The sequence below is a fragment of the Halomonas sp. TD01 genome (genome assembly GCF_923868895.1).
Classification (GTDB): Bacteria; Pseudomonadota; Gammaproteobacteria; order Pseudomonadales; family Halomonadaceae; genus Vreelandella.
Genome location: NZ_OV350343.1, coordinates 3,197,717 through 3,224,383, shown reverse-complemented (window position 1 = coordinate 3,224,383; position 26,667 = coordinate 3,197,717). Strand labels below are relative to the sequence as shown.

Below are 26,667 nucleotides of genomic sequence, written 5' to 3'. Positions count from 1 at the left end.
ACAACAAGGCAATCCCCTAAGGCGCTGGTAGGAAAGGCTTGGTTTCGCCATAATGTGCCACCTTTTAAATAGGATTGGTGACATGTGGTTTAAGCACCTACATTTATACCGCCTTCACGGCGCCCCTGAGCTTGATAGCGATACACTAGCGAATGCGCTAGACGAGCATGCAGCCAAGCCGCTAGGTAATGCGGATGCGCGCCGTTTAGGGTGGACAGCCCCGGCAGGCCGACTGGGTGGTGGCCAGCGGCTGCATGAAATCCAAGGCCACAGGCTACTTTCAGCCCTGCGCCAAGAGCGATTGCTTCCTGCATCTGTTGTAAAAGAGGAAGTTGACGATAAAGTCGCTGACATTGAAGCCAGCGAAGGGCGAAAAGTAACGCGCAAAGAAAAAACGGCGCTAAAAGAGCAAATCACTGAGGAACTAATGCCCCGCGCATTTGTTCGCAGTCAGAAAATCGATTTATGGTGGGATACGCGCCGGCAATTAATTGGCGTCAACGCCAGCTCTCGTACACGGGCAGAAGATGTGCTGGATCTACTGCGCGAAACGCTGGGTAGCTTAAAAGTCACGCCACTCACATCGCAAACACTGCCTATTCGTGCGATGACGCAATGGCTGGGTGAAGCGGAAAGCCGCCCTGCGGATCTTTTGCTAGGAGATCAGGTTGAGTTAAAAGCCAAAGGCGATGATGGCGTACTGCGCGCTCGCCAAGTTGATCTGGACAGTGACGAGATCCAGCAACTGCTTGAAAGTGGACGTCAAGCCAGTAAGCTCGCGATTAGCCTGGAAGGTCGTTTAAGCTTTGTTCTGCATGATGACCTAGCGCTGAAGTCATTGCGTTTTGGCGATGCATTAATAGAAGAAGCTGATCACGCAGATGATGGCGACGATGCACTTGCTCGCTTAGAAACTGATTTTATTTTGATGGCGCAGGCACTGTCTGACGATATTCCCCGCCTAATCGAGTGGCTTGGTGGTGAAGCACAGCGCGAAGCTGCTACGCAGCCAGACGCTTAATTCAGTCTTTAGCCTGCTGATGTAAACTGTTTATTTCTGCCTATATCCAACGGATCGCATGACTCATCACAACAACGCACTTAACGCTGACACTGCCAACGACCCCTGGGCTGACATTCGTCCCTATATGGATCATGAAGTAGCCGATGTTCTTGAGCGCCTATCGCATGATAGCGAGCTATTAAACGCATTGACTCGCTTTAGGCTGCCGCGCATGGCCAAGTGGGCGCCTCCTGTTGCCCGCGCTCTGGCTGGCCATGCTGTCCGCCGTGAAGTAAAGGGCGTTACATCCGTATATGACTTCCAGATGCGCATCGCTAGCTACATGGAACGCATGATCCGCACCACCACGGATGCTTTCGAGGTCTCCGGGCTGGATAAGCTTGATAACGACAGCGCTTACTTGTTTATAGGCAACCATCGCGACATATCGCTAGACCCCGCATTTGTGAACTATGCGCTTTACCTGGCTGGCCGAGGCACAGTGCGTATTGCGATCGGTGACAATTTGCTGAAAAAACCCTATGTCACGGACCTGATGCGGTTAAATAAAAGCTTTATTGTTCCGCGCAGCGCCCGAGGCAAGCGTGCCATGCTGGCGGCATATCAGCAGTTGTCGGCCTATATTCGCCATTCAATCACGGTTGACCAGCACTCTATTTGGATGGCGCAGCGGGAAGGCCGTGCTAAGAATGGCATTGATCGAACCGACCCCGCTATTATCAAAATGCTGACCATGGCCAGACGTAATGCCGAACGGGATATGGTATTTGGCGACGCCATTGCTGAGTTAAAACTGGTGCCGGTATCGATTAGCTATGAATATGATCCTTGCGACCTACAGAAAGCTCAGGAACTTCATGATATCGCCACTGAAGGTAGCTACGCGAAGAGCGAGTTCGAAGATATCAGCTCTATTGTGTCAGGCATCACTGGCTCTAAAGGTCGGGTTCAGCTGCGCTTTGGCAGTCCGGTAGGCGCTGACATGGCGACACCTGACGAAGTGGCAGCGGAAATTGACCGCCAAGTGATCGGGGGCTACCGCCTGTTTCCTAGTCATTATTTAGCACTGGAAGCCCTAGGCGAATCACCAGAACTCATTGCCCGCAAAACGATAACGCGTCAAGACAGAGACCGTTTTAACGCTCGGTTGGCAAGCATACCTGAAGCGTTGCGTCCTTATTGGCTGGATCAGTACGCCAACCCTGTCAAACACAAGGCAGGACGTCTGAGTCTTTAAGCCGCAACACTATGGCGCTGGGGTGCTGGGGTGCTGGGGTGCTGGAAGAATGGGAAATAAGCGGTACCCAATGCCTCTAGGAAGCCATGCTCAGTTGCAAAAAAAGTGCTATGGTCAAAGCATTCATTGGTCTCGCTTGAACATTCCTCAAGCGCGGTCTTAAGGAGAACTTCAATGTCCGCATCAGAAATTCAAAAAACGCGCATTATTAACGAACTGCGCGGCTTTATTCGTAAGCTGCTCCAAGATCCAAAAATCTTAGAACAATCCCTGGCAATTGCACGACAGCAGCTAGTCGAAGGCAATAGCCCTGCTGTGATGGCTAAAATTGCGAACGAAATCTCCGACACTACTAGTGTTCATATTCCCGAAGACCCCACTGAGCACTCTGAAGCTGACAAGCTTTTTTTAGAGCTTCTACGTGAAGTCGTTCAGGAGGAGCAGGCACTCTACTAGCGGAGAAGTAGCTGTAAGCAGCATGTTGACGTTACCGGCGAAGCACACCCCTACTTCGCCGTCTTTATTTGCACTGCCTAACCGGAATTATCATTCACCATGTCAAATACTGCCCCGCGCAACATTTTGGTGACAAGCGCGCTTCCTTATGCCAACGGTGCCATTCACCTGGGCCACCTTCTTGAGTACATCCAAACCGACATTTGGGTGCGTTTTCAAAAAAGTCGTGGACAGCAGTGCTACTATGTTTGCGCCGATGATGCCCACGGCACCGCCATTATGCTGCGGGCTGAGCAGGAAGGTATCACGCCCGAAGCCTTGATTGAGCGCGTTTCCCAAGACCATCAGGAAGATTTCGCTCGCTTTGGCGTGGGATTTGATAACTATCATTCCACCCATTCAGATGAAAACCGCTATTTTAGCGAACTGATCTACACCCGCTTGCGTGATAAAGGCCATATTGCCACCCGCGATATTGAGCAAATGTTTGATCCGCAAAAAGGTCTGTTCCTAGCTGACCGTTTTATTAAAGGAACCTGCCCCAAATGTGGTGCCGATGATCAGTATGGCGATAACTGCGAGAAGTGCGGCGCCACTTACACGCCTGCCGACTTAATCAATCCTGTCTCTGCTATTTCAGGGGCAACGCCTGAAGTGCGCAGCTCTACGCATTACTTTTTCAAGCTGCCAGACTTTGCTGAATTTCTTCAGCAATGGATTAACGACGGCCATGTCCAGCCGCAAATTCGCAACAAGCTGATGGAGTGGTTTGAGTCGGGCTTTAATGAGTGGGATATCTCCCGAGATGCGCCCTACTTTGGCTTTGAGATTCCTGATGCACCGGGCAAATACTTCTATGTTTGGTTAGATGCGCCTATCGGCTACCTGGCAAGTTTTAAAAACCTATGTGACCGGGAAGGTATCGACTTCGATACCTTTTGGAAGAAGGATTCGGCCGCAGAGGTTTACCACTTTATTGGCAAAGATATTGTCTATTTTCATGCCCTGTTTTGGCCTGCCATGTTGCATGGTGCAGACATGCGCACGCCTACTGCGGTCAACTGTCACGGTTTCTTAACCGTAGACGGTGCCAAAATGTCTAAATCTCGCGGCACTTTCATCAAAGCAGCCACCTACGCTGAACACTTAAACCCTGAATACTTACGCTACTACTTTGCCGCTAAATTAACGTCAAAAGTAGACGACTTGGATCTCAACCTAGACGACTTTTCCGCACGGGTTAATTCTGACTTGGTCGGCAAGGTTGTCAATATCGCCAGCCGCTGCGCGGGCTTTGTGAAAAAACTGGGTGGCGGCACACTGGCTGAACACTGTGCCGAACCACAAATGGTCGCCCGCTTTATCGCTGCTGGCGACGAGATTGCTGACGATTTTGAAGCGCGTGAATTTAGCCGGGCCATGCGCAAAATTATGGAATTGGCCGACGAAGCCAATACCTACATCGCCGACAAGGCACCCTGGGCACTGGCTAAGCAGGAAGGCCATGATACCGAGGTGCTGGAAATTTGCTCGGTAGGCATCAACTTGTTCCGCCAGTTAATGGTCTATCTTGCACCCGTGGTGCCAACCATGGCCGAACAGGCGCGCGATTTCTTGAATATTGATTCACTAGACTGGCACAGTCGCAATAACGTGCTGATCAATCACCCGATCAACAAATTCAAACCGTTAATGACGCGGGTTGAACGGGATAAGATTGACGCCATGATTGAGGCATCCAAGGAGGATTTGGTGGAAGAGGAGAAGCTGAAAAACACTCCAAAAGGACCACTGGCGGAAGAACCAATTGCGGCAGAAATCAGCTTTGAAGATTTCGCTAAAGTTGATTTACGCATTGCCCGAATTGCTAAAGCGCAGTACGTTGAAGGTGCTGACAAATTGCTCCAGCTTACGCTGGATTTAGGTGGTGAAACACGCAATGTCTTTTCCGGCATTCGTTCTGCTTACTCACCGGAAGCACTCGAAGGCCGCTTGACTATCATGGTGGCTAATCTAGCTCCTCGCAAAATGCGCTTCGGTTTATCAGAAGGTATGGTGCTAGCATCAGCTAATAAAGAAGGGATTTACTTACTTTCCCCCGATGCAGGCGCGGAACCAGGACAGCGTGTAACTTAATTAGGTATACTTCGATAAAGGGGCTGAGTACGCAACCTCAGCCCCTTTTTTATGAGTTCGTACTGATATTTTAACCCTACTGAGTTCGCTTTATGCACCAGCGTATCCCACGCTCATTGCGTTTTCGTTTTTTCGCTGCCCTTGGCGGATTACTTCTATGTGCAATTGCCGCGCTAGCGGTAATAAGCGCATGGCTTATATTCCCGGCTCTGCAGGCAGAAGAACGGGCTATGGTAAAACGGGAGCTGGACCGCGTTGAACGTAGCTTTGAGCTGGATCAGCAGCAGCTGCATGCTCAGGTGCGGGACTGGGCTCACTGGGATGATACTTATCAGTTCATACAAGGCGAGTATCCACGCTATGCAGAGGTCAACTTTAGCCAAGAAATGTTTGAAGACATGCGCTATCAGCTCATGGCGTTTTTCACAACCAGCGGAGACGTGCACTTTCTTGCTGGAATAAATCCAGTAACAGGCGACTACCAAACATGTAGAGCCCCTATCGATGACTGCAGTTGGATGACCCCATGGGTAACCAATATGCAGACAGCCATTGCCGAAAACAGAACCGATCAGAGTAGCATTTACCCTGACCGTCCTCCGGCAATAATGGCCTCTAGCCCAATTTTACGCACTGACAAAAGTGGCACGGCAGTTGGGTGGTTATTCAAGACGCGCTCATTAGATGATGATTGGCTGGCGTTTATGGAGGTTTATACAGGGCTACCTATCACCCTCAACCTCAGTAAGGAGACGATTTCTATCAGCGATGTTTTCAGCTTTTCAGGCAATACGGTATTTGCCGAACGTTACTTCCCTACATCGAGCTCTCTCAGCTCTGTATCGTTAGGCGTAGGCATTGAGCTTAATCGTACAAGTTATTTAACCAGCTTAACCACATTTCGTTATGTGCTGTTATGGACCGCTGGCTTGATGATCATGGTCATTGCCTTGGTACTACTGCTTCTTGAGAAAATTGTGCTAAAGCCGCTACGTTTATTAACTCAATTTACTCAGCAAGTAGGCATTGATGGGGCGGATGCCCATGGGCTTACCAAACGCAACGATGAGATAGGGTTACTGGCACGTACGTTTCAAGAGCAATTCGCCTTCCAGCAGCAGCTCAATGCCGAGCTGCTGAAGCTATCCACCCATGACGCACTAACGGGTCTACCTAACCGCAGGCTTTATGATCAGCGCCTAGAAACGGCCTTTTCAGACGCTGTCTCAACACCAAGTGAATTAGCGGTTATGATGTTGGATATTGACCACTTCAAGCTGTACAACGATCACTACGGTCATCAACAAGGCGATGAATGTTTGCAGCAAGTTGCTGGCGCTTTTAATAGCATCGCAACCAAATTCAACTTCCTAATTGCCAGAACGGGAGGAGAGGAGTTCAGCGCCATCTTGCCGGGAGCTTCTCCAGATTCTGCCAAGGGCATTGGCGAGCAACTGACGCGAGTGATAGACCAACTGCAGCTACCCCACGCCACATCACCCGTGAAGCCCTATGTAACGGTAAGCGTTGGTATCGCTATGCTGCAAGACAGCAAGACGCCTTCGCCAAGTGCCGTAATGAGTACTGCCGACCAAGCCCTCTATCTTGCAAAAGCAGCCGGACGACACCAAGTCGTGCTATTTAAACCACCGCTAGCCAGTAACACTTTTTCTGCGCACAATACGCCGTTATGAATGAACTCTTTCTGATTTTGATCAGCACTGCGCTGGTCAATAATTTTGTGCTGGTGCAGTTTTTAGGGCTTTGCCCGTTTATGGGGGTTTCAAATAAGCTGGAATCCGCCATGGGTATGTCGCTAGCGACGACGTTCGTGCTGACACTGGCATCTGCTGCTAGTTACGTGGTCTATCATGGCTTACTTGTGCCCTTGGATGTTACCTACCTTCGCACCATCAGTTTTATCGTTGTTATTGCCGCCGTTGTACAATTTACCGAAATCATGGTGCGCCAACTAAGTCCCCTACTACATCAGGTGCTGGGGATTTTTCTACCGCTGATTACGACTAACTGTGCGGTGCTTGGTGTGGCTTTGTTATCGCTTAACCGTGAACTTAGTTTTTTTCATACCACCCTTTACGGCCTGGGGGCTGCACTAGGGTTTTCGATGATTTTAGTGCTGTTCGCAGCAATGCGTGAGCGATTAGCCAACGCCGATATACCAACCCCCTTTAGAGGTGCAGCCATTGCTATGGTCACGGCGAGTCTTATGTCATTGGCCTTTCTCGGTTTTTCAGGATTAGCGCAGGGGTAACCGCCATGGGAGACATGTTTTCTTGGTGGGGCATTCTCAGTGCAGTGAGTGTGTTGACCGGAATAGGAATAACCTTTGGAGCACTACTGGGTATGGCCAGTGTGCGCTTCAAAGGCAAAGACAACCCGCTGGTAGAGCAGATCGACGCACTGTTACCACAAACCCAATGTGGTCAGTGCGGCTACCCGGGCTGCCGACCCTATGCCGAAGCCATCAATCAGGGCGATGCGTTGAATAAGTGCCCACCTGGCGGCGAAGCAACTATTCACGCATTAGCGGACTTACTAGGCCGAGAACCTGCGCCACTGGATGGCGAGGCAGCCACCGAAGATACCGTCGCATTTATTCGTGAAGCCGAGTGCATTGGTTGCACTAAGTGCATCCAAGCGTGCCCGGTGGATGCCATTATTGGCGCTGCGAAGCAAATGCACACGGTGATAGAGGATGAGTGCACAGGCTGCGACTTGTGCGTCGCGCCCTGCCCCGTAGACTGTATTGATATGTTGCCTAGAAGCAAGTCGCTCAGCCAATGGCAGCCTATTGCCAACATAACGCCTTTAATCGCCAGCGATCGCCAGCCAACCAGGAGCCAGCATGCCGGCCTATGAATTCCCGGGTGGCATCACTCCGCCCGAACGCAAAGATCGCTCAAACCAATCGCCGCTACGAAACGCACCTCTACCTACTCAGGTAACGCTTCCACTCAAACAGCATGCTGGCAACCCCGCCATCCCGTGTGTTGCTATCGATGATGTGGTTCAGGTAGGTAGCCTGATTGCTCAGCGAGACGGCATGATATCGGCAAACCTACACGCCAGTATTAGCGGGTCGGTGACTCAGGTTAGTGATAGCGCCATCACTATCAACGCCGATGGTCTAGATCGCTGGCAAACGCTGCCCTGTCTTGACTGGCGTACCGAAAACCACGCGGCACTCATTGATAGACTAGATAACAGCGGGCTAGCGGGCCTAGGTGGTGCCGGTTTCCCCACGTATATCAAAGCTCAAATCGCCGACCATCATCGCATTGATACGCTGGTGGTCAATGCCGCCGAATGCGAGCCGTATATCACGGCAGACGACCTGGCTCTTCGCCATTATCCAACTGACATACTGGAAGGTGCGCAGATGGTAGCTAAGCTCTGCGGCGCCCAACAGATAGTGGTGGGTATTGAAGATAATAAGCCCGAAGCAATCCGTGTGTTAAAAGATGCATTATCTCTCTGTCAGCCCCCTAGCTATCAGCACCCAGTAGGCATAACCCTGAAGGTCATCGAGACCCGATATCCTAGTGGTGGTGAGCGCCAATTGATCAAAAAGTTGCTCAACCTTGATGTTCCCAGTGACGGCCTTCCCGCCGATGTCGGTGTCCTCTGCCACAATCCCGGTACACTGCTGGCAGCGTTGTACGCAGTGCGTGATGGTAAACCTTTGATCGAGCGAATCGTCACCCTGACGGGAGACGCCATCAGCACGCCGGGCAACTACTGGGTGCGCCTTGGTACGTCTATTAGCTGGCTGCTTCAGCAGGCTGGTTTAGAAAGCCAACAGCTTCATCAAGTCATTGCCGGCGGCCCAATGATGGGTATACCACTTTCGACGCTTGACTCGCCGGTGCTTAAAACGACGAACTGCTTGATCGCAGCCACTCATGAAGAGCTTCCACCAGCCCCTAGCGAGTCTCCCTGTATTCGCTGTGGTGCCTGTGAAAGCGTGTGCCCTGTCCAGCTTCTTCCGCAACAGCTGCTTTGGTATGCCCGTGCGGAGAACGACGATACGCTGGAAAAGCTCCACTTATTTGATTGTATTGAGTGCGGCGCCTGCAGCTTTGTCTGCCCTAGTTACATTCCATTGGTGCAGGATTATCGTTCAGCAAAGCAGCGTATTCGCGTTAAGCGAATTGAAACCGCTAAAGCCGATCACGCCAAACATCGGTTTGAATTTCGTCAGGCGAGGTTGGCCCGCGAAGATGCCGAGAAGCAAGCACGCCGCCAAGCGAGACAGGCACAAAGCCGCCAGTCTTCAGACAGCTTGAAGGCAACCAACAGTCTCTCGCCAGAGGTTGACTTGCGTAGCTTACGCATTGCACAAACCGCCGCTAAAGCAGCGGTGAGAAAAGCTGAAAAAACCCTTGCAAGAGCTGCCGCACAAGACCCCAACCAGCGCCATGATGATTTAGAAACCCAGCTGGCCACCGCCCAAGAAAACCTTAAGGCAGCTGATACTCGGCTGGCTGAGGCTCGCGCCACAATGGCACAAAAGGAATCGCCATGAGCATGATGCACGCCTCGCAGCTAACGACTGAGTCATTAAATACGATGCCACCCACTGCCCATTTAATGCGCTGGGTGATCGTCGCCACCTTGCCTGGGCTTGGCGCGATGACGTTTTACTTTGGCTTGGGTGTTATCAGTAACGTGCTACTCGCGGCGCTGTTTGCACTCGGCGCAGAAGCGCTGGTTTTAAAACTCCGCCAACGCCCATTACGGCCTGCACTGTTGGATTCAAGCGCGTTACTAACAGGCGTACTGTTAGGTGCATCGCTACCGCCTGCTAGCCCTTGGTGGCTCATTGGGATTGGCGTTATTGCGGCCGTTGTGGTTGCTAAACAACTGTATGGCGGCCTAGGCCAAAACCCTTTCAACCCCGCCATGGTAGGTTACGCGCTGTTATTAGTGTCGTTCCCCACTTATATGACGTTATGGTCGCCTCCGCAGCCACTTATCTCCGAAAACCTATGGGGCCAGATAAACGGTACTTTGCCGGCTTCCGCGCTGGATGCGCTAAGTGGGGCTACGCCGTTAGATGCCTTCAAGCATAAAGGTGAAGCGGTGCTGGCCAGCGAATTTTGGGCTGGTCAGCCACTACCCGAAGGAACATTGAACGCTTGGCGTAACGTCGCGCTAGCCTGGTTAGCAGGTGGACTGTTATTAATTGCCAAACGGATTATCAGTTGGCATATCCCTGTTTCGATGCTTGTTAGCATAACAGTGCTCGCAACACTATTTTATGCCAGCGACCCAAGCCACTTCGCTTCACCGTTTTTTCATCTAACCACTGGTGCTGCAATATTTGGGGCCTTTTTTATTGCCACTGATCCCGTCTCAGCGGCGACCAGCCGCCGAGGGAAACTCTTTTTTGGCGCCGGGATTGGCGCGTTGGTAATGATTATCCGCACGTTTGGCGGCTACCCAGATGCGGTGGCATTTGCCGTTTTACTGATGAATTTATGCGTACCGCTGTTGGATATCTATACCGTTCCACGCCCTAGGGGACAGCCTAATGCGCAGCAGCGCACAAAGCGAGGAGAGTCACTATGACGCCCCGCCAAGCCATGCTACGCGGCGCTTTCGCCTTGGGGATGTTCTCACTGGTCACCGCAGGCAGCGTTGCGTTAACTCGAGCGATGACGGCTGAGCGTATCGCTGATCATCAGCTAGCCTATCAGCACCGCCAACTGCAGAACGTATTGCCGGACTCTATGAAAGATATAGCTGTTCAAGTGGTTTTAGACGGCGTATTCGAACTACCCAACCCAGAACAATTAGGCCACCGCGAACCTCAACATGGATGGCACGTCCAGCGAAATCATCAGCGTGTCGTCATTCTGCCGGTCGTTACTCGTCAAGGTTACAATGGCGAAATTGGGCTACTCGTGGGCATCGACCAGCAGCAACGCATTACCGGCGTACGCGTTACCCAACACCAAGAAACGCCTGGTCTTGGCGATGACATTGAGCGCCAGCGAAGTGACTGGATAACCGAGTTTAATGGATTGAGCTTAAACAGTTTGCCGCCGAGTGGATGGGCCGTGCGCAAAGATGGTGGCCACTTCGACGCCTTTACGGGCGCCACCATTACGCCACGCGCAGTTGTCAATGCTATCCACCATACACTGAGCTATGTTGCCGAAACAGAACTCCCTATCACCTTTGAAGAGCCCACCCAATGAGTCAGTGGCGCGAACTAGCCCGAAACGGCCTATGGTCAAATAACCCTGCTCTCGTTCAATTACTGGGGCTATGCCCTTTGCTGGCAGTCAGTGGCAGCGTCGTCAATGCACTCGGGCTGGCATTCGCCACCCTGCTTGTCATGGTCGGCGCCAGCACCACCATTTCGTTGATTCGACACCAGGTTCCCAGTGCAGTGAGACTCCCCGCCTTTGTCATGGTGATTGCCGCCTTTGTTACCTGCGCCGAACTGTTAATGGCTGCGTTTGCCTACTCGCTTTACCAAGTGTTAGGAATTTTTATTCCGCTGATTGTCACTAACTGCGCCATTTTGGGGCGCGCAGATGCCTTTGCTTCACGCCAGCCGGTATTACCGGCCGCCATCGACGGTTTTATGATGGGCCTGGGGTTCGGTGCCGTATTGGTACTGCTAGGAGTGCTACGCGAATTGCTTGGCCAAGGCACCCTATTTAGCGATATGGCGCTGCTATTTGGGCCTATCGCCACAAGCTGGCAACTTACTTTGGTAGACGATTATCAGTTTTTGTTCTTCGTGCTGCCACCTGGGGCTTTCTTCGTTGCGGGATTATTGATTGCTTTAAAAAATGTACTTGATCAACGCCGCACCGCTCGCGCGCAACCTGCTCGAGCAACACCCCGGACAGAACGTCGAGTACGCGTTACTGGCACTATCAAATAACCAAGAGAACACCCGATGAATGCCCAAAAGCGACATGAAATTTTTGCTCGCCTACAGGCGGAAAATCCGCACCCCACGACTGAGCTAAACTGGAGCACGCCTTTCGAACTGCTGGCCGCGGTGCTGCTGTCGGCTCAAGCGACGGACGTTGGCGTTAACAAGGCCACCAACAAACTTTTCCCTGTGGCCAACACGCCCCAAGGAATCATTGACCTAGGCATTGATGGGCTAAAGAGTTACATCAAAACTATCGGGCTGTTTAATACCAAGGCCGAAAATCTGATGAAAACCTGCCACTTGCTAATCAATCAACATGGTGGCGAAGTACCTGAAACACGTAAGGCGCTGGAAGCCTTGCCTGGGGTTGGGCGAAAAACCGCCAATGTGATCCTAAACACTGCATTTGGCCAGCCCACCATTGCCGTAGACACGCATATTTTTCGGGTTTCTAACCGCACGGGTATCGCCAAAGGCAAAGATGTCGTTGAGGTTGAGCAGAAGCTACTACGCCATGTACCTAATGTATTTAAGCAGGACGCCCACCACTGGCTGATTCTTCATGGGCGCTATACCTGCATTGCACGCAAACCACGCTGCGGCAGCTGCATTATTGAAGACCTATGCGACTATAAAGACAAAACCGAGCTTGCCTAAGCTGGTCGTTAACGCGAGAAAAACAAGATGCCAAACCCTGCCAAGCTTCTTCATGACCAGCCCATTGCCCAGCGTATTGATGCGCTCTTGGATCTTTCCAGACAGCACGCCGAGCATTTTTGTAGCCCCGGCGCATGGCTAGCTCGGCAACGTTATATGGCAAAACACCCCACCTCGATAGTCGTGATGAAGTGCATGGATGGTCGTATCCATATTCCTCACGCCACTCGCACACCGCTCGGCATTATTACCCCATTTCGCAATTTAGGCGGTATTTTCGATTTGGGCTGGCCCTATTTGGGAGAACTGCTCACCGATGCCGTAATTAGAGCTGCTAATAATGGGCACGCCACTTTAATGTTAATCACTTATCATTTTTCGAGCGGCCATCAGGCACGTGGTTGTGCTGGTTTTAATTGCGACACCGACGCAGCAAAGGCTTACGCTTACGCGATAGCCAAACAAGCAGGCCAGCTGTTTGGCAGTGATCATCAGCAGGTTTACCCGTTAGTGTGTGGCTTTGAAACCGACAGTGATGCACTGATTATTCACGGACTCCATGGTGATATGCTGGATATGCGTGACTGGCTAGGTCAGCCTGCAGACGCGTTAGGGGCTACGCTTGCCAGTTTATGCCCCGACATGCCAAAAGAGATCCAGCGGGATTTACTCCCCCTGCTTGAAGGTAACCTTGCCCATGTGAGTGCGCTACATGGGGTTAAACGAGAGCTGGATATTGAGCACCGAGAGTGGGTCATCTGTATTGGCCGTGGATTCGATTTTCTGCACCTTCCCAACACGGCGCTAATTATCGGCCCCTATGGCCCTGATTTAGCCGAACCCATTGGCACCGCCGCGGCAATCATCGACGCCAACATGCAGACTGGAAGAATTCCTGACGATGGTTTTATGCTGCTTGCCTCGACCCCCTATCAGCACAGTGGCGTAGATCGGGCGCGCGCCGAGCTGAAATCGCGTTTTTTATCAGACTTCGCCGAGCACGTCATTCAGCGCGAACATCCCGCTCTGGCCAAAAAAATGCGTCGCCATACGGCGGTAGTACATTGGCCAACTAGGCGATTGGATTCACTTACTTGAACCTGACACCGGTCAGTGCCCCATCAAAAGCGCACGATAAGCGCGGCGCCATTCGGGCCACTGCCACTGCTGAGTATTCAACAGTACTGGCTGACTAGCGGGGTCGGTTAGCCAAGCGTACAGCCGTTGATAAAGCCCCTCTTGCGTGCCATCAAAGCGATAGTCACTGGGGTATAACTCGGGGAAGCACAGCCTGTCTGGTACTAGCGGAGTCGCTCCGCGCTGGGCGGCTTCCATAATGGCTAATCCTTGGAACTCATGCCACGTCGTGGAGACCACAATGCCACCGCCATTCAACAATGCCTGATACTCCTGTTCAGGCTGTGGCCCCCAGCATATTGTCTGCGCCGCCAAGCGCTCCTCTGCCTCATCAAAAATGCTCGGCACATCGCGAAAGCGCTGGCCAAGCACCGCCAACTCAAAAGGCACATGCTGTTCACTCAGCTTGAACAGCACCGCAAAGAAATCCTCAGGATTTTTATCGTACTCCCAGCGATGGTTCCAAATGATCCGGCGTGGGTGTGCATTAGTCTGGGGAATATCCGTTAGCGGCATTATTGGCACGGGCAATACTATCGCCTGCTGGCGTAAGCGCTCTAACGGTTTGGCGGCCGGTAGATTTTCAGGCATTTTTTTTAAGAACCGCCGCGCACCGTCGAAAAAAGAGTCACGGTTGTAGGCGGTATTAAACACCAACGTATCTGCCGCCAGAGCCGCATACAAATTGACCATCTTGGCCTCTACCTGGGAAGTTTGATCGCTAGACTCAGGGTAGGCAAACTGGTTTTCATGGAAGTAAACAATCTTTCTGGCACGTCCTAAATGGGGAAATAAGCCAACAAGCGTGGCAATATCCACCATTGAGGTGGCTAACATAACATCATAGGGTTCACTGAGTGTTTCATACTCTTTTAACCACCAACTCAATGGATTACCACGAATTCGCCATGAAAAGTGGCGTGGCGGCAAGCTAAGCAGTGTCCAAGATACGTCATCAACTTCGGCCATCAGGCTTTGTGCCCAGTAGCGATGACTAACCGCCTCGTAAGCAGACAACAATAAAACGCGCATAAACACCTTAATTAAAAGCCTATTGAGCCTGAGTTCAACTAAGCAAAAGCAGTCAGTTGGATACAACACTTTACGAGCATTCGGCCAAGGTCGTCTTGGCCTAATCTGCTGCGCTACTTACACTCTAATCAAACACCTAACAACGACACCTTTTGGGAGGGCATCATGGCCAAAGTACTCGTGGTCGACGACGAGCCCAACATTGTACTGTCTCTGGAATTTTTAATGGAGCAGGCAGGCTTTCAAGTTGTTACTGCCTACGATGGCGAAGCTGCACTCGAACGCATCAGCGATTCAGCCCCTGACCTGCTACTACTCGATATCAGCCTGCCGGGGATCAGCGGTTTTGATGTACTCGAGCACCTTCGCCGTTCAGCAGCGACTGCCCAACTGCCGGTCATTATGCTGACCGCACATGGGCGAGATATCGAACGCGAGAAAGGCCTCGCGCTTGGGGCCGATGACTACATCACCAAACCTTTTTCGACCCAGTCGTTAATTGAAAAAGTTAAATCACTGCTCAATGGTAACTCGCAATGACCCGTGACGGGCTCCCTAAACGTCAGCGACTCATTGGCCTATGGCTGCTGCTAAGTGGTATCAGCTTGCTCGGGGGCGCTATTTTTGCTGCATGGCTGGATGCGCAGCTTTCACCCACAGGCCCTACCCGAGTAGCACTTTGGCTGGGTAGTTTTTCCGGCGGTGCGACGATATTTTTAGTTGGCCTGCTACTAGAACGTATGCTGTTTACTCCCCTGCGCCATTTACAGGTTCAGCTTGCCAGACTAGTGGCAAACCCAGACGCCCGTGATGAACACCCGCCCGAAGGCTGGCTGAAAGGGCTTGGTCCTGACCTGCGAAGAGTGCGCGAGAGTTGGCGCATTGACCGCAATCAATTAGCCACGGCTCATGCAGATGGCGCACGTAGCGCGGCAAAAATTCGCCGCGAATTAGAAACGCTGCTGCAAGTACTCGAAACCCCCTTATTACTATGTGACCACCACCGCCGTCTGATGCTATTCAATCAAGCCGCGGAAGATTTCTTTGTCGATAATACAGCGCTGGGCCTAGGCAAACGCTTAGAAGCGCTGCTGCCCGTTGCCAGCCTGCAACAAGCTCTTAGCCAACTGCCGGCGGATGGTTCGCCTCGAGAACTACTTGCCCCCTGTGATAACCGCTGGCTAAAGGTTGTGCTACGCCGAGTTCCTGGCAGTGATGGTGAAACACTATTAACGTTTAGCGATGCAACCGCGTCCTGGTCAAATGAAATGGGTGTTAGGGCGGAACTCGCCACCAAGCTCCCCCTATTACGCCAACATACGGCAAGTCTGACCAGTGCGGCGGATGCACTGATACAGCTGCGCCATAACGGCGCAGAGAACCCATCGTTACGTCAGCGGTTCGAGCAGGTGATTCAAGAAGAAGGTGCCACCCTAGGCAATAATGTTGGCCAAATCGGGCAGCTATTGGATGATTTGCAACATCAAGGCGAGCGCTTAACCCCCATGTGGTCGAATGACTTCTGGCAAGCCTTGGATGAACGCTTAGATCCAGCGCATCGGCTAATAACCCCCGTTGGTATGCCCGCTTGGTTTAAAGGCGATGCACCAGCACTGATTGTTCTTTTTGATTCCTTAGTCAAGCATCTTAACTCCCACCTTCCGGTTAGCCATTTTGAAGGTGAAATATGCCTTGGCAACAAACGTGTTTATCTGGATTTAATTTGGCAAGGCAGCCCCTTACCAGAGCATGAGTTAGCGAAATGGCGGCGCCAGCCCCTGCCGTCGCTACCGCTCAACCCGCTGGTGTCTGACGTGCTACGCCAGCACGCAAGCGATATTTGGAGCCTCGCGGATGATGATGGCCTTCATGCGCGCCTTCGCCTGCCGCTACCGGCGATGGAACGCGTTGGGGCGCCTCGAGAAATAGCGCCTCCGCGTCCAGAGTTTCATGATTTCGGCATTGCCGACCTGCCTCCGCCAGATGAAGCATTGGCTAATCGCACGTTACGTAGCCTAGAAGTGGTTGCGTTTGATACTGAAACCACCGGCCTTGAGCTTCGCCGAGGGGATACAGTGATTAGCCTAGGGGCTTGCCGGGTTGTCAATGCGCGCCTGTTAGCCAGCGAAGTCTTTGATCAAAAAGTGGACCCAAAACGCCCAATCCCCCTTAACAGTACAGCGATACACGGATTGACAGATGCTGATGTAGCCGGAGCACCGCCGCTCGACATTGTCCTAACGCGCTTTCGAGACTACGTTGGTGATGCTGTTCTGTTAGCGCATAATGCTGCGTTTGATATGCTTGCCATTACCAACAAAGGCGTTGTGTTTGACCTGCCTGTCGTCGATACCCTATTGATTTCAAGAGCTTTAGACGAAGCATTAGATGGACATGATTTAGATACGCTGGCTCAACGATACGATCTAACTTTTCCACCTGGCACTCGCCACACGGCGCTTGGGGACGCCCGAGTAACGGCTGAATTATGGCTAGCGCTGTTACCTCGGCTTGAAGCACGTGGCGTGGACACGTTAGAGCAGCTGTTGGCGCTGCAGGCCAATGCGTTTGATCGCCAAGATGCTAGCGCCTCATGAAATCCTCAGGCTCACGCAAATTAGAGCGTTTGATTGCCCTATTAGCTGTGGCAATACTACTGTTCAGCCCCCCACTGATTATCATGGTTGACCGGCTCCCCTCTTTAAGTATGAGCTGGCTGCCGCTCTATCTCTTTATTGCTTGGGGCACGGTGATTGGCCTCACCGCGTGGCTAATGGAACAACGTTCGGGACGCTGATCATGCGCACAGATGCACTTATTCTAGGGACTGCATTTGGCTATTTGGCGCTGCTATTTGTAGTAGCGGCGTGGGGGGACCGCCGTGCCGAGCAAGGCCGATCATTAATTGGCTCACCCACGGTATACGCGCTATCGATTGCCGTGTACTGCACCGCATGGACGTTCTATGGCAGCGTGGGACGCGCAGCAGAGCATGGCCCCAGTTTTCTGCTTATCTATCTTGGGCCAACGCTTGCGATGCTCCTAGCCCCTGTCGTCATTCGCAAGATGGTGCGCATCGCATCCCGCCAACGCATTACCTCCATTGCCGACTTTATTAGTGCTCGCTATGGCAAAAGCACCAGCTTAGGCGCCCTAGTTGCACTAATGGCCCTCATTTGTATAACGCCTTACATTGCGTTGCAGTTAAAAGCGATCACCGTTAGCCATGCGGTACTGGTGAACTATCCCAATACAGCGGATGCCACTCTGGTTGATGAGCGTTTCTGGCTGGATAAATCGCTTTGGGTCGCCTTAGTACTCGCAGTATTTATTATTCTTTTCGGCACCCGACATCTCGATGCGAGTGAACGACATGAGGGAATGGTCGCTGCCATAGCACTAGAGTCACTGGTAAAGCTGGTCGCGTTTATGGCCGTCGGTATTTTTGTGGTGTTTGTTTTGTATGAAGGCCCCAGTGCGCTATTTGCCAGCGTCGCCACGATGCCGGAAGTGGCTGAAAAGATGGGACTGGACAGTGTCCCAGGCGGTGCAACAGGCTGGGTCGGAATGCTTATATTGGCCTTTTTGGCCTTTTTAACCTTGCCCCGCCAGTTCCAGGTATTGGTTGTCGAAAACGTCGATGAGCAACATTTAGCCAGGGCGAGCTGGTTATTTCCGCTTTATATGCTGCTCATCAACCTGTTTGTCATTCCCATCGCCGTTGCTGGCCTTCTGTTAGGCGCTGGCGCGGGAGATTCCGATAGTTTTGTGCTGACACTGCCCCTCTCTGCAGGGCTTGAAGGGTTACCCTTACTCGTTTTTATCGGCGGTCTTTCAGCAGCTACTGGGATGGTTATTGTTGAAACGATTGCGCTTTCTACCATGGTGAGTAATCAGCTCGTCATGCCTTTATTGCTGAGAACACAACGCCTTCACCTGAGTACGTCCGGCGAGCTGGCAGGTTGGCTGTTGGGCATTCGGAGAATTGCCATTGTGCTGATTCTGCTGCTTGGCTATCTATATCACGCGCTGATTGGCGACTCTTACAGCCTTGTCACCATAGGGCTTGTCTCTTTTGCAGGGGTCGCACAATTTGCCCCAGCCCTATTGATTGGCCTTTACTGGCGCGGTGCGACTCGCCAAGGAGCCACCGCTGGCCTAATCGCCGGCTTTTTAGTCTGGTGCTATACGTTACTGCTGCCAGGCTTTGCCCAATCCGGTTGGTTAGATGCAACATTTCTTACTCAGGGGCCATGGGGCATTTCATGGCTTATGCCTTACCGTTTGTTTGGCCTGGAAGATTGGGACATTTATTCCCACGCACTGCTATGGAGCATGCTGGCAAATGTCGGCTTACTGATTGGCGTATCACTTTTTACCCGTCCTACGCCACTCGAACAAACCCAAGCCGCCCTTTTCACTGAAGCCTTACACCCTAACTTGCAAACGACCTCTTTATGGAGAGGACAGACGACTCAAGGCGCCTTAAAAGAATTACTTATTCGCTACCTTGGCAATCAAGTCACCCATCGCGTGTTTAACCAGAGCATTAATAAAAGCGACTACCGTTCTGATGAACCGGCAACGGCCGATTTGATTACCCGTTCAGAGCAGGCGCTGGCAGGGTCACTGGGAAGTGCATCAGCGCGCGTACTGATCAATTCCGTAGTGCGCGGAGAAGCACTGGATCTTGAGTCAATTTTGAGCATTTTAGACACCACGTCACAAACCCTGGAGTACAACCGCCGGTTGGAGCAAAAATCCCAAGAACTAGTTGCAGTGAGTGACGAGCTACGCAGTGCCAATGAGCAGCTGCGTGAGCTTGATCGCTTGAAAGATGAATTTGTCGCCATGGTGAGCCATGAGCTACGAACACCCCTAACATCAATACGTGCCTTTGCTGAAATATTACGCGATAGCGATCAATTACCCGATGAAAAACGCCAACATTTTCTAGGTGTTATTGTCCATGAGAGCCAGCGCCTTTCGCGTTTAATCGAAGAAATCCTTGACCTTGCGCGCTTAGAGAGCGGTCGCTTGACGCTTCATCCTGTCACCCTTGACCTGGCTGCCCTAGCGAGGCAAAGCATCGATGCAGTTGCCCGCTTACACGAAGATCGAGGTATTACCCTTGATATCAGTTTAGAGGCTGACCCTGCCATGGTGGTCGGTGACCAGGACCGCTTGGAGCAAGTCATTATTAATTTGCTGGATAACGCCAGTAAATTTGCCGACCGACAGCAACCTCAAGTGCGGCTAGCGCTTTATCGACACCGCAATCACTTTCGTTTAAGCGTCGAAGATAACGGGCCTGGTATTAGCGCTGACGAACGTGAGCGCGTATTTGAGAAATTTCATCAAATACAGCAAAGCGGTGAGACACCACGCGGTCGCCCTAAAGGCAGTGGCCTTGGTCTGCCAATTAGCCGCGGGATCATCGCCCACCTTGGCGGGCGGCTCTGGGTGGAAGACGCTAAAACTCTGGGTGGTGCATGCTTAACCCTAGAGCTTCCTGCAGCGCCCAATTCACCACTTAATGAGCCCACCTCCCCTGTATAGCCACATCAGCGGCGGCTCAATCGCTGCCTGCCTCCCATCACGGCATCGTTCTCGACCAAGGAACGTCGCCAGATTGGCGCATTGCGCTTCCTTCATTCTCATCCGCAGCGCCAACATCGGTTGCTTCTGGCTGATCAATGCTGCGCCAAGCAATGAAACGGTAGCCGCCGGCAATTTGCGTGGGCTGGCGATTCCGATAGGTCATTTCTTCCGGCTGCTTATCATGCAAGCCATAGGCGAAAAGCAACACAATTGGTTCTGGCAACTCCGGTGGAGCGTCTTCTCGTGTCCACCGATACCAACTTCTTGCCAACGGGATGTGATCGCGATAGGTGGCGCGTGCTTGGGCAGAGAGCGTGCTTCCCCAAGAATCATAGAGCATGCGTATATCCTGGGCTTCCTTATCAACGTCATCGAGCCAGCCCCAGGTTTGTTGTAATGAGGCCCGTGCGGCATCAATCTCAGCGCGGGCGGCTGCTTGAATCGACCACTGCTCTTGGGAACCAGATACAGAGGCCATCAACGACCCCAGGGTGCGGTGATAGTAGCGGTTAGGTAGTGCATCTTCACGTGCTTCCAGCGCTGCCAGAGTATCTTTATAGTCACGGAAGCGCTGCGCCAACCACGCCAAATAAATGCGGGTATGAAAGCGAAAGTTCTCTTCCGTTGGTTGCTGGTAAGCCGCTGTCTGACGCTGATAATGACGCGCTAGCGTAGGCAGTGAATAGCCTTCGATATTATCGTTCAGCTCAAACATTTGGGCGGTGAGTACATCTTTTTCTTTTAGCGTATCCAACGGTGGAAGCGGTACACCGGCAATAGTGGCGCGGCGATACATTCGGTGCAAGGTAGACCGCGACAATTCCGCACTGATTTTCTGTTCATTGGCCGCCAAACCGCCACCAACATCCTCACTTATGCCAGGGCATAGTGCTTCCTGCCACTGCGGGTGTTGCCCGCCCAGTGGGCGGCAGCGGCGGTAAAATCGGCGCTCATGGGCGGCGATCAAATGCAGTGCCTGCTGGCAGCCAGGGTGCAGCTCCCCACCATCATCCAGCACCGGCGTTAAGGGGTGAAACCAATCCAGCGGCCCCATCTCTGCGTGGGTGCGGTCCACACAGTCGAATAAGCCGACGAACATCACGTCCACTTCGCTGCCTTGGTAAACAAAGCGCCCATCCGCTTGTTCGCATACCTCCTCCAGCAGCTCCCGTACAAACGCCTTGGCCATGGCGGCGCCAAAATCAAACCCAAACACCGAGACACGAACACGCGCCAGGGGCAACTCGCTGCTCTGCTTCACATCCTCCACGCTATCTTTAAAATCACCAATTGCTGAAGAAAGGCGGGTATGGCTGCCGCTCATTAACAGGTTAGCGGCAACGGAGGTGTCACGCAGCGGCGCTACCGCCTCAAAGCCGGTACGAAAGACGCCATCTCTGGCTTGTTTGACCCAGTTCCAAGGCTGGGTAATCGACACCTTAAACGTACGCCCAAACACCTCGTACCATGGACCATTACGACTACTGGATACCGTCTCGCCTGCGGCTTCCAGGCCGCTAGAGCGCAACCGCCCTTCAGCGGTATCGCTGGCCTCGCCAGGCGTTCGCCGCGCCGCCCCTGTCACGTCTTCGGAAAGGCTGGTGTCAAACGTTGTGCCTAGGCCAGGATAGTAGTGTTTATAAAACTTATGAGCAACGGAACCTTGTGCTCTTTCTGGATAAGCACTATATAAACAACCTATATTACTAACCTTTCCAGTAGGTATGTCCTCCTCAAGGTTTCGATTAATACCATCAAAGAAGAAACCAATATCCAATACTTGACGGCAGTCAGCACCTAACTGCTCTTTTATTGTTGCTGGATTAATAGCGTTCAGTGCTTGAAGCGATTCCAGCGTAGCCTGATCAATCATTATGTAATTCCTTTTGAAGCCGGGGTGACAACGGCGATTGCAAATCTGGACTCCAGGCAAGCTCAACTTTATTGTCAGGTAGAAAATGCACGTGAAGCCGCCGATCTTCTTGGCTATAGTCAGGCATCGGTAGCGTGACACTGTGTCTTTCTTGCTCTAAGCCTTGCCGCTTCTGCTCTCCTGTCACACTTAATATCCACACAACCTCAATCGTGTCGCCTTTAAAAGACCAACAGCAGGTCGTCCCCCCCCCTGTGTATAAGCCTCCAGAATAAGCAAATAGATTCCCCCCCCAGTTACCATCAACCCAGAAACTACCAACGGGCCTATCAGTATGATTATGTCCCATTAAAGAGCCACTTTTTGAGGTATCAAACAGCATGCCCCACCCGAGCCAGACCACTACCAAGCCCACTAACACCACCTGTAACCACACGGGTAACAGATCCATATAACGGCGAATTGCCCAACGCACTAGCATCGCAAATCATTCCTTGTTCGCGTATTAGCTCCCTGCAGAAAGAAGCCACTCATTATTAATAGGTTAGCGGCAACGGAGGTGTCACGGAGCGGCGCCACCGCCTCAAAGCCAGTACGAACAACACTGTCTCTGGCTTGCTTGACCCAGTTCCAAGGCTGGGTAACCGACACCTTAAACGTACGTCCAAACACCTCGTACCATGGACCATTACGGCTACTGGATACCGCCTCGCCTGCGCCTTCCAGGCCGCTAGAGCGCAACCGCCCTTCAGCGGTATCGCGAGCCTCGCCAGGAGCTCGCCGCGCCGCCCCTGTCACGTCTTCGGAAAGGCTGGTGTCAAACGTGGTTCCCAGGCCAGGGTAGTAGAGTCTACGAAACGGGGTAGCAAGCTTACTCTCTTCCTCTGAAGGATAAGCTAAAAATAAACGCCCAATGTTGCTAACTCTATTATTTGGTAGATCTGCTTCTAAGTTTCTTGACATCCCATCAAAGAAAAACCCTATATCTAGCACTTGACGACAGTCAGTCCCTAAACGATCTGAATAGCTATTCACACTTCTTGAATTTAATGAGCATATATTCTCAATGGTCGTCTGATCCATGTTCAATTAGCTCCTGAACCACGATACTGCTCAAATTTTGGCGAACGAATATCTTCGCTCCACACTAAATCCACCTGGTTATCAGGTAAAAAATGCACATGCAGGTATTGATCTTCTTGGCTATAGTCAGGCATCGGTAGCGTGACGCTGTGCTTTTCTTCTTCTAACCCTGCTTCGATATTCTCTGGGGTAACGTCTAGGATCCACACCACCTCAACCGGATCGCCTTTAAAAGACCAGCAACAGGTGGAACTACCCCACGAGTAGGCACTCATATTCCTTCCCCCCAATTATCATTTACCCAAAAACTAAAGATTGGCCTGTCGGTATGGTTATAGCCTGCCAGCCCACCACTTTTTGAGGTATCAAACAGCATGCCCCACCCGAGCCAGACCACCACCAAGCCCACTAACACCACCTGTAACCAAGCGGGTAACAGATCCATATAACGGCGAATTGCCCAACGCACTAGCATGGCGTGGCCTGCTGAGAATGGATTGCCAATAAATCAACCAGCGTAGCTTCACCACTGGTAGCGCGTTGCAATAAATCCAGCCTTTCCGCGGAAACCCAGGCATCGTCTCCTTCGCTTAACTGCACGTAGGTAAACGCTCTTCTGTCGTTAGTCGTGATCAGCCCGTGGTCATCTGCTTGAATAAGCGCTTTGGCTACCTGTCGAGGCCGTTCGCAAACACATATGCCCTTAAACAATGACGGTGAAAGCTCGACTAATTCAGCAGCCAATTGCATAACCTCGGGATCACCGTGCAGGGATTTCCAACAGGCTTCACTCACGCTCAACTGCCACGGAGCAAGGTGGGTTGGTGATGTTTTTCCCTTCAACATCGCCCAACCGGATGCTTCGTCTCGGTACCACCAGCCGCTGATACCTTTAAATAGCGCATTCGCCGGATTATCAAGCGCATCTTTATATAGTTGGGTAATCACACTTGGAAGGTAAAACCTTAGCAATGAGCGCTGCTTTTGCGGGCTTTCCACCACCATAGCAGGTGCCAAGTCGCTCGCTAGCTCCCCCCCGTTAAGTGGACTTTCTATCCAGCCGTGCAAAGCACACGTTATACCTTCAAGCCGCTGTAATTTAACGAGATTGATATGAGGCATCTCTAGCAGCCATGGGCCTTCTCGCTTCAGGTGCGGTTGATCCGCATCGTCGATCAACGGCCAGCAGTAGTCACTGCTAACAACCTCATCGAACAGTGTCATTCTTGCAGCTAGCGTCAGATGAGCTAGCTCTATCAACGCATAGCGCTGAACCTCAAGCGCTTGTGTCGATTTGGAACTCTGCCATGGCGGAACGAGATCAGTATTCACAGTGTTTCTCCAGGGATCGCACTCTGTCCTTCGGTTAGCGCTTTTTTCCAGCACTCTTCACAGACCTTTGGCAGCGAACGCTGTGAAACAGGTGCTATACGCTCATGCACTTCTGCTACTGCGTACCCAGGTAAAAGTGGCGCAGCTGCCGCCTGACCACTCCCTCGCCCAGGGCTGCCACCCGCGTTGATCTTAACCTTGGGGCCAACGATGGTGATGCCGCTGGCACTTAGCTTGATAAAGCTGCCACCCGCCCTGATGGTGATTTCACCATCGGCTTCAAGTACCGCTTTTTGACCCGCCTTAATATGCAGTTCTCGGCCACTTTCACTCAGCCACGCCTGCCCAGCCCGCATATGCATGGTGCCTTCCACGGTTAAGTGTTGGGCGCCTTTGGTGTGTTCAAAGCGCTGGCCGTGTACCGTCAGGTGATCATCGTGGTGGATCTCGCTGAGGCGGTCGTGGTGAACGGTGAGGTGGCTATGTCGGCGGATTTCTTCGGTGCGGTCGTTGAGGGTCAGCAGTTCCAGGTCTTTTTGGGCGTGGAGCCAGATCTGCTCTTGATCGGTTTTGTCGTCAAAGCGCAGTTCGTTGAAGCCGTCACTGTGGTGACTCTGGGTGCGCAAGACGGTACGGGTTTTGTGTTCCGGCAAGGGATAAGGCGGCACGTTCACGGCGTGGTAGGTGCGGCCAGTAATCAGCGGTTGATCTGGGTCGCCTTCTAAAAACGAGACAATAACCTCATGGCCGATCCGCGGTATCGCCATACTGCCGTAGCCGCCGCCTGCCCAGCCTTGGGCAACCCGTACCCAGCAACTGGCGGTCTCGTTGGGTTCGGCGTAGCGGTCCCAGGGAAATTGCACTTTAACGCGGCCATGTTCGTCGCAGTAGATCTCTTCGTCCTCTGGCCCGACCACGAACGCCACCTGAGGGCCATCGACTCGGGGCTTGGGGGTGGGCGTCGGGCGAAAGGGTTGATCCCGCGGCATGATTACCACCTCGTTGTGGTAGCGGGTCATGCCGTCACCCCCTGCGGCATCTTCTTCCAGGGCCTGGGGCTGTTCCCCGTAGTGCACCACCGAGACCACTTGCCATTCCTGGTTCAAGCTTTCCGTGTCGTGGCCGGTGAGGGTAAAGCACAGGCCGGGGGCCAGTTCAGGTAAGTCACTCTCCGCCTCGGCGGTGGTAGCATCAGCGCGCAGCGCTTCCAGGCGGTGGCGGGTAAACAGCTTGCCGGAGGCGTCTTTTTTATAGCGCCCTGGGTAATCGAAGTGTTCGTAATCCTCCCGCTGGGCATGTGCTTCCAGGTCGCGAGCCTCATGCTGGTGACGCTGTGCATAGGCGGGGTTCTTAAAGCTGTAATCCTTGAGCGTGGCCGAGGCAGGACGCACGCGGCTGACCTGACGCAGCTTGCGCAGGTGGCGCTGGGGCGGTGTGCCGCCCGCACGGCCGTGGTAGGTGCGCTCGCCGATGTTGGGCAGCATGATCGAGGCATCAGCAAACACCAAACGGTGTTGACCGCCATCCGCATTCTCAAACTCGTGAAAGTAGAAATAACCCTCTTCGGCAGCTAAGCGCTCAATAAAGGCCAGATCCGTCTCGCGGTACTGAACCAGAAACTCACGCTCGGCGGGCTCGCGGGTGGCCGCCACGCCCATGTCGATAAGACCGCGCTCATCGGCCAGGGTGGTGATGGCATCAAACGGCGCGATGTCTTGGAAGATACGTGCGTTGTGACGCAGCGAGAGCCGCCACAGGGCGGGGCGGATCTCGACACGATAAAAGCTGCGGCGGTGACCACGGTCACCGCGATGAAACTCACTGACGATGCCATGCACGCGGCGCAGCGGCTCGCCATCCTGCCAGATCGTCAGGGTGGCATTCTGATCCAAACAATCAGAGGGCGACAGGTCATGGGTACGGCTGGCAAATTCCACCGAGAGCACAAACGGCTCTGACAGCGCCTCGCGGTGGATAGAACGCACCACCGCCGTGTCCTTCGCTCCGGGTAGCGAGAGGGTGAATTGTAGGCCCGTTCCCTGTGCCATCGTGCCGCTCCTTGGATCATTACTGAAAAAGTCAGAATCGTCCAACGTAGCGTGTTAAGCACAAACTGCAATCGCTAAAGGTGCTTTTAAACAATCGTTTACGGTCTTGTAGGCAATGGCTTACAAGGGGTA

25 protein-coding genes are annotated in these 26,667 nt (G+C 52.6%); 17 read left to right on the top strand and 8 right to left on the bottom strand.

What is annotated here, in order from left to right; all coding sequences use genetic code 11:
- The first annotated feature begins 82 nt into the window (after positions 1 to 82).
- From L1X57_RS14395 to L1X57_RS14335, 13 genes are all read left to right on the top strand, one after another.
- Positions 83 to 1,021 (top strand): recombination-associated protein RdgC, encoded by a 939-nt coding sequence (locus tag L1X57_RS14395; RefSeq protein WP_009724754.1) that lies wholly within the window; start codon positions 83 to 85, stop codon positions 1,019 to 1,021.
- Between the two features lie 58 nt (positions 1,022 to 1,079).
- Positions 1,080 to 2,261 (top strand): 1-acyl-sn-glycerol-3-phosphate acyltransferase, encoded by a 1,182-nt coding sequence (locus L1X57_RS14390; protein WP_009724753.1) that lies wholly within the window; start codon positions 1,080 to 1,082, stop codon positions 2,259 to 2,261.
- A 174-nt stretch (positions 2,262 to 2,435) separates the two neighbouring features.
- Entirely contained in the window at positions 2,436 to 2,717 is a 282-nt protein-coding gene (locus L1X57_RS14385; protein WP_009724752.1) for a hypothetical protein, read from the top strand.
- 99 nt (positions 2,718 to 2,816) lie between these two features.
- Positions 2,817 to 4,853 carry a methionine--tRNA ligase gene (gene metG, locus L1X57_RS14380; RefSeq protein ID WP_009724751.1) on the top strand — a complete coding sequence of 679 codons (2,037 nt, stop codon included), beginning with the start codon at positions 2,817 to 2,819 and terminating at the stop codon, positions 4,851 to 4,853.
- Between the two features lie 92 nt (positions 4,854 to 4,945).
- Positions 4,946 to 6,547 (top strand): sensor domain-containing diguanylate cyclase, encoded by a 1,602-nt coding sequence (locus tag L1X57_RS14375; RefSeq protein WP_009724750.1) that lies wholly within the window; start codon positions 4,946 to 4,948, stop codon positions 6,545 to 6,547.
- Positions 6,544 to 7,125, top strand: coding sequence for an electron transport complex subunit RsxA (gene rsxA, locus L1X57_RS14370; RefSeq protein ID WP_009724749.1), 582 nt, complete (start codon positions 6,544 to 6,546; stop codon positions 7,123 to 7,125). The genes L1X57_RS14375 and rsxA overlap by 4 nt, the downstream gene beginning before the upstream one ends.
- A gap of 5 nt (positions 7,126 to 7,130) precedes the next feature.
- Entirely contained in the window at positions 7,131 to 7,733 is a 603-nt protein-coding gene (rsxB, locus tag L1X57_RS14365) for an electron transport complex subunit RsxB (protein ID WP_039869777.1), read from the top strand.
- Positions 7,720 to 9,399 carry an electron transport complex subunit RsxC gene (gene rsxC / locus L1X57_RS14360; RefSeq protein ID WP_009724747.1) on the top strand — a complete coding sequence of 560 codons (1,680 nt, stop codon included), beginning with the start codon at positions 7,720 to 7,722 and terminating at the stop codon, positions 9,397 to 9,399. Before rsxB ends, rsxC begins: the two co-directional genes overlap by 14 nt.
- Positions 9,396 to 10,445 (top strand): RnfABCDGE type electron transport complex subunit D, encoded by a 1,050-nt coding sequence (locus L1X57_RS14355; RefSeq protein WP_009724746.1) that lies wholly within the window; start codon positions 9,396 to 9,398, stop codon positions 10,443 to 10,445. The genes rsxC and L1X57_RS14355 overlap by 4 nt, the downstream gene beginning before the upstream one ends.
- The gene (rsxG, locus tag L1X57_RS14350; RefSeq protein ID WP_009724745.1) at positions 10,442 to 11,077 is read left to right on the top strand and encodes an electron transport complex subunit RsxG; all 636 of its coding nucleotides are present in this window, start codon (positions 10,442 to 10,444) and stop codon (positions 11,075 to 11,077) included. Before L1X57_RS14355 ends, rsxG begins: the two co-directional genes overlap by 4 nt.
- Complete coding sequence (locus L1X57_RS14345) at positions 11,074 to 11,775, top strand: electron transport complex subunit E (protein ID WP_009724744.1); 702 nt, start codon at positions 11,074 to 11,076, stop codon at positions 11,773 to 11,775. Before rsxG ends, L1X57_RS14345 begins: the two co-directional genes overlap by 4 nt.
- 15 nt (positions 11,776 to 11,790) lie before the next feature.
- Complete coding sequence (gene nth / locus L1X57_RS14340) at positions 11,791 to 12,429, top strand: endonuclease III (RefSeq protein ID WP_009724743.1); 639 nt, start codon at positions 11,791 to 11,793, stop codon at positions 12,427 to 12,429.
- Between the two features lie 27 nt (positions 12,430 to 12,456).
- Positions 12,457 to 13,527, top strand: coding sequence for a hypothetical protein (locus tag L1X57_RS14335; protein ID WP_009724742.1), 1,071 nt, complete (start codon positions 12,457 to 12,459; stop codon positions 13,525 to 13,527).
- Between the two features lie 12 nt (positions 13,528 to 13,539).
- Here the strand turns inward: L1X57_RS14335 and L1X57_RS14330 are convergent, their stop codons facing one another.
- Positions 13,540 to 14,598 (bottom strand): tRNA-queuosine alpha-mannosyltransferase domain-containing protein, encoded by a 1,059-nt coding sequence (locus L1X57_RS14330; protein WP_009724741.1) that lies wholly within the window; start codon positions 14,596 to 14,598, stop codon positions 13,540 to 13,542.
- A gap of 165 nt (positions 14,599 to 14,763) precedes the next feature.
- Here L1X57_RS14330 and L1X57_RS14325 point away from each other — a divergent pair, with 165 nt between their 5' ends.
- From L1X57_RS14325 to L1X57_RS14310, 4 genes are read left to right on the top strand one after another with little or no spacing between them, the layout of a single operon-like run.
- Positions 14,764 to 15,138 carry a response regulator transcription factor gene (locus L1X57_RS14325; protein WP_009724740.1) on the top strand — a complete coding sequence of 125 codons (375 nt, stop codon included), beginning with the start codon at positions 14,764 to 14,766 and terminating at the stop codon, positions 15,136 to 15,138.
- Positions 15,135 to 17,195 carry a 3'-5' exonuclease gene (locus L1X57_RS14320; RefSeq protein ID WP_009724739.1) on the top strand — a complete coding sequence of 687 codons (2,061 nt, stop codon included), beginning with the start codon at positions 15,135 to 15,137 and terminating at the stop codon, positions 17,193 to 17,195. The genes L1X57_RS14325 and L1X57_RS14320 overlap by 4 nt, the downstream gene beginning before the upstream one ends.
- A complete protein-coding gene (locus L1X57_RS14315; RefSeq protein WP_009724738.1) occupies positions 17,192 to 17,395 on the top strand; it encodes a hypothetical protein in 204 nt (67 codons plus the stop codon). Before L1X57_RS14320 ends, L1X57_RS14315 begins: the two co-directional genes overlap by 4 nt.
- Before the next feature lie 2 nt (positions 17,396 to 17,397).
- On the top strand, positions 17,398 to 20,157 hold the full coding sequence (locus L1X57_RS14310; protein WP_009724737.1) for an ATP-binding protein: 2,760 nt from the start codon (positions 17,398 to 17,400) through the stop codon (positions 20,155 to 20,157).
- Between the two features lie 37 nt (positions 20,158 to 20,194).
- Here L1X57_RS14310 and L1X57_RS14305 read toward each other — a convergent pair whose 3' ends face one another.
- The 7 genes from L1X57_RS14305 to L1X57_RS14275 are packed head-to-tail and all read right to left on the bottom strand — an operon-like array spanning position 20,195 to position 26,535.
- Positions 20,195 to 22,072 (bottom strand): phospholipase effector Tle1 domain-containing protein, encoded by a 1,878-nt coding sequence (locus L1X57_RS14305; RefSeq protein ID WP_234667765.1) that lies wholly within the window; start codon positions 22,070 to 22,072, stop codon positions 20,195 to 20,197.
- On the bottom strand, positions 22,065 to 22,553 hold the full coding sequence (locus L1X57_RS14300) for a DUF3304 domain-containing protein (RefSeq protein ID WP_009724735.1): 489 nt from the start codon (positions 22,551 to 22,553) through the stop codon (positions 22,065 to 22,067). Before L1X57_RS14300 ends, L1X57_RS14305 begins: the two co-directional genes overlap by 8 nt.
- Positions 22,547 to 23,155, bottom strand: a complete 609-nt coding sequence (locus L1X57_RS14295) for a DUF2235 domain-containing protein (RefSeq protein WP_009724734.1) — start codon at positions 23,153 to 23,155, stop codon at positions 22,547 to 22,549. Before L1X57_RS14295 ends, L1X57_RS14300 begins: the two co-directional genes overlap by 7 nt.
- Positions 23,156 to 23,157: 2 nt before the next feature.
- The gene (locus L1X57_RS14290; RefSeq protein ID WP_009724733.1) at positions 23,158 to 23,430 is read right to left on the bottom strand and encodes a DUF3304 domain-containing protein; all 273 of its coding nucleotides are present in this window, start codon (positions 23,428 to 23,430) and stop codon (positions 23,158 to 23,160) included.
- The gene (locus tag L1X57_RS14285) at positions 23,427 to 23,630 is read right to left on the bottom strand and encodes a hypothetical protein (protein WP_009724732.1); all 204 of its coding nucleotides are present in this window, start codon (positions 23,628 to 23,630) and stop codon (positions 23,427 to 23,429) included. Before L1X57_RS14285 ends, L1X57_RS14290 begins: the two co-directional genes overlap by 4 nt.
- On the bottom strand, positions 23,624 to 24,487 hold the full coding sequence (locus L1X57_RS14280; protein ID WP_009724731.1) for a DUF4123 domain-containing protein: 864 nt from the start codon (positions 24,485 to 24,487) through the stop codon (positions 23,624 to 23,626). Before L1X57_RS14280 ends, L1X57_RS14285 begins: the two co-directional genes overlap by 7 nt.
- The gene (locus L1X57_RS14275; protein ID WP_234667764.1) at positions 24,484 to 26,535 is read right to left on the bottom strand and encodes a type VI secretion system Vgr family protein; all 2,052 of its coding nucleotides are present in this window, start codon (positions 26,533 to 26,535) and stop codon (positions 24,484 to 24,486) included. Before L1X57_RS14275 ends, L1X57_RS14280 begins: the two co-directional genes overlap by 4 nt.
- Positions 26,536 to 26,667 lie beyond the last annotated feature (132 nt).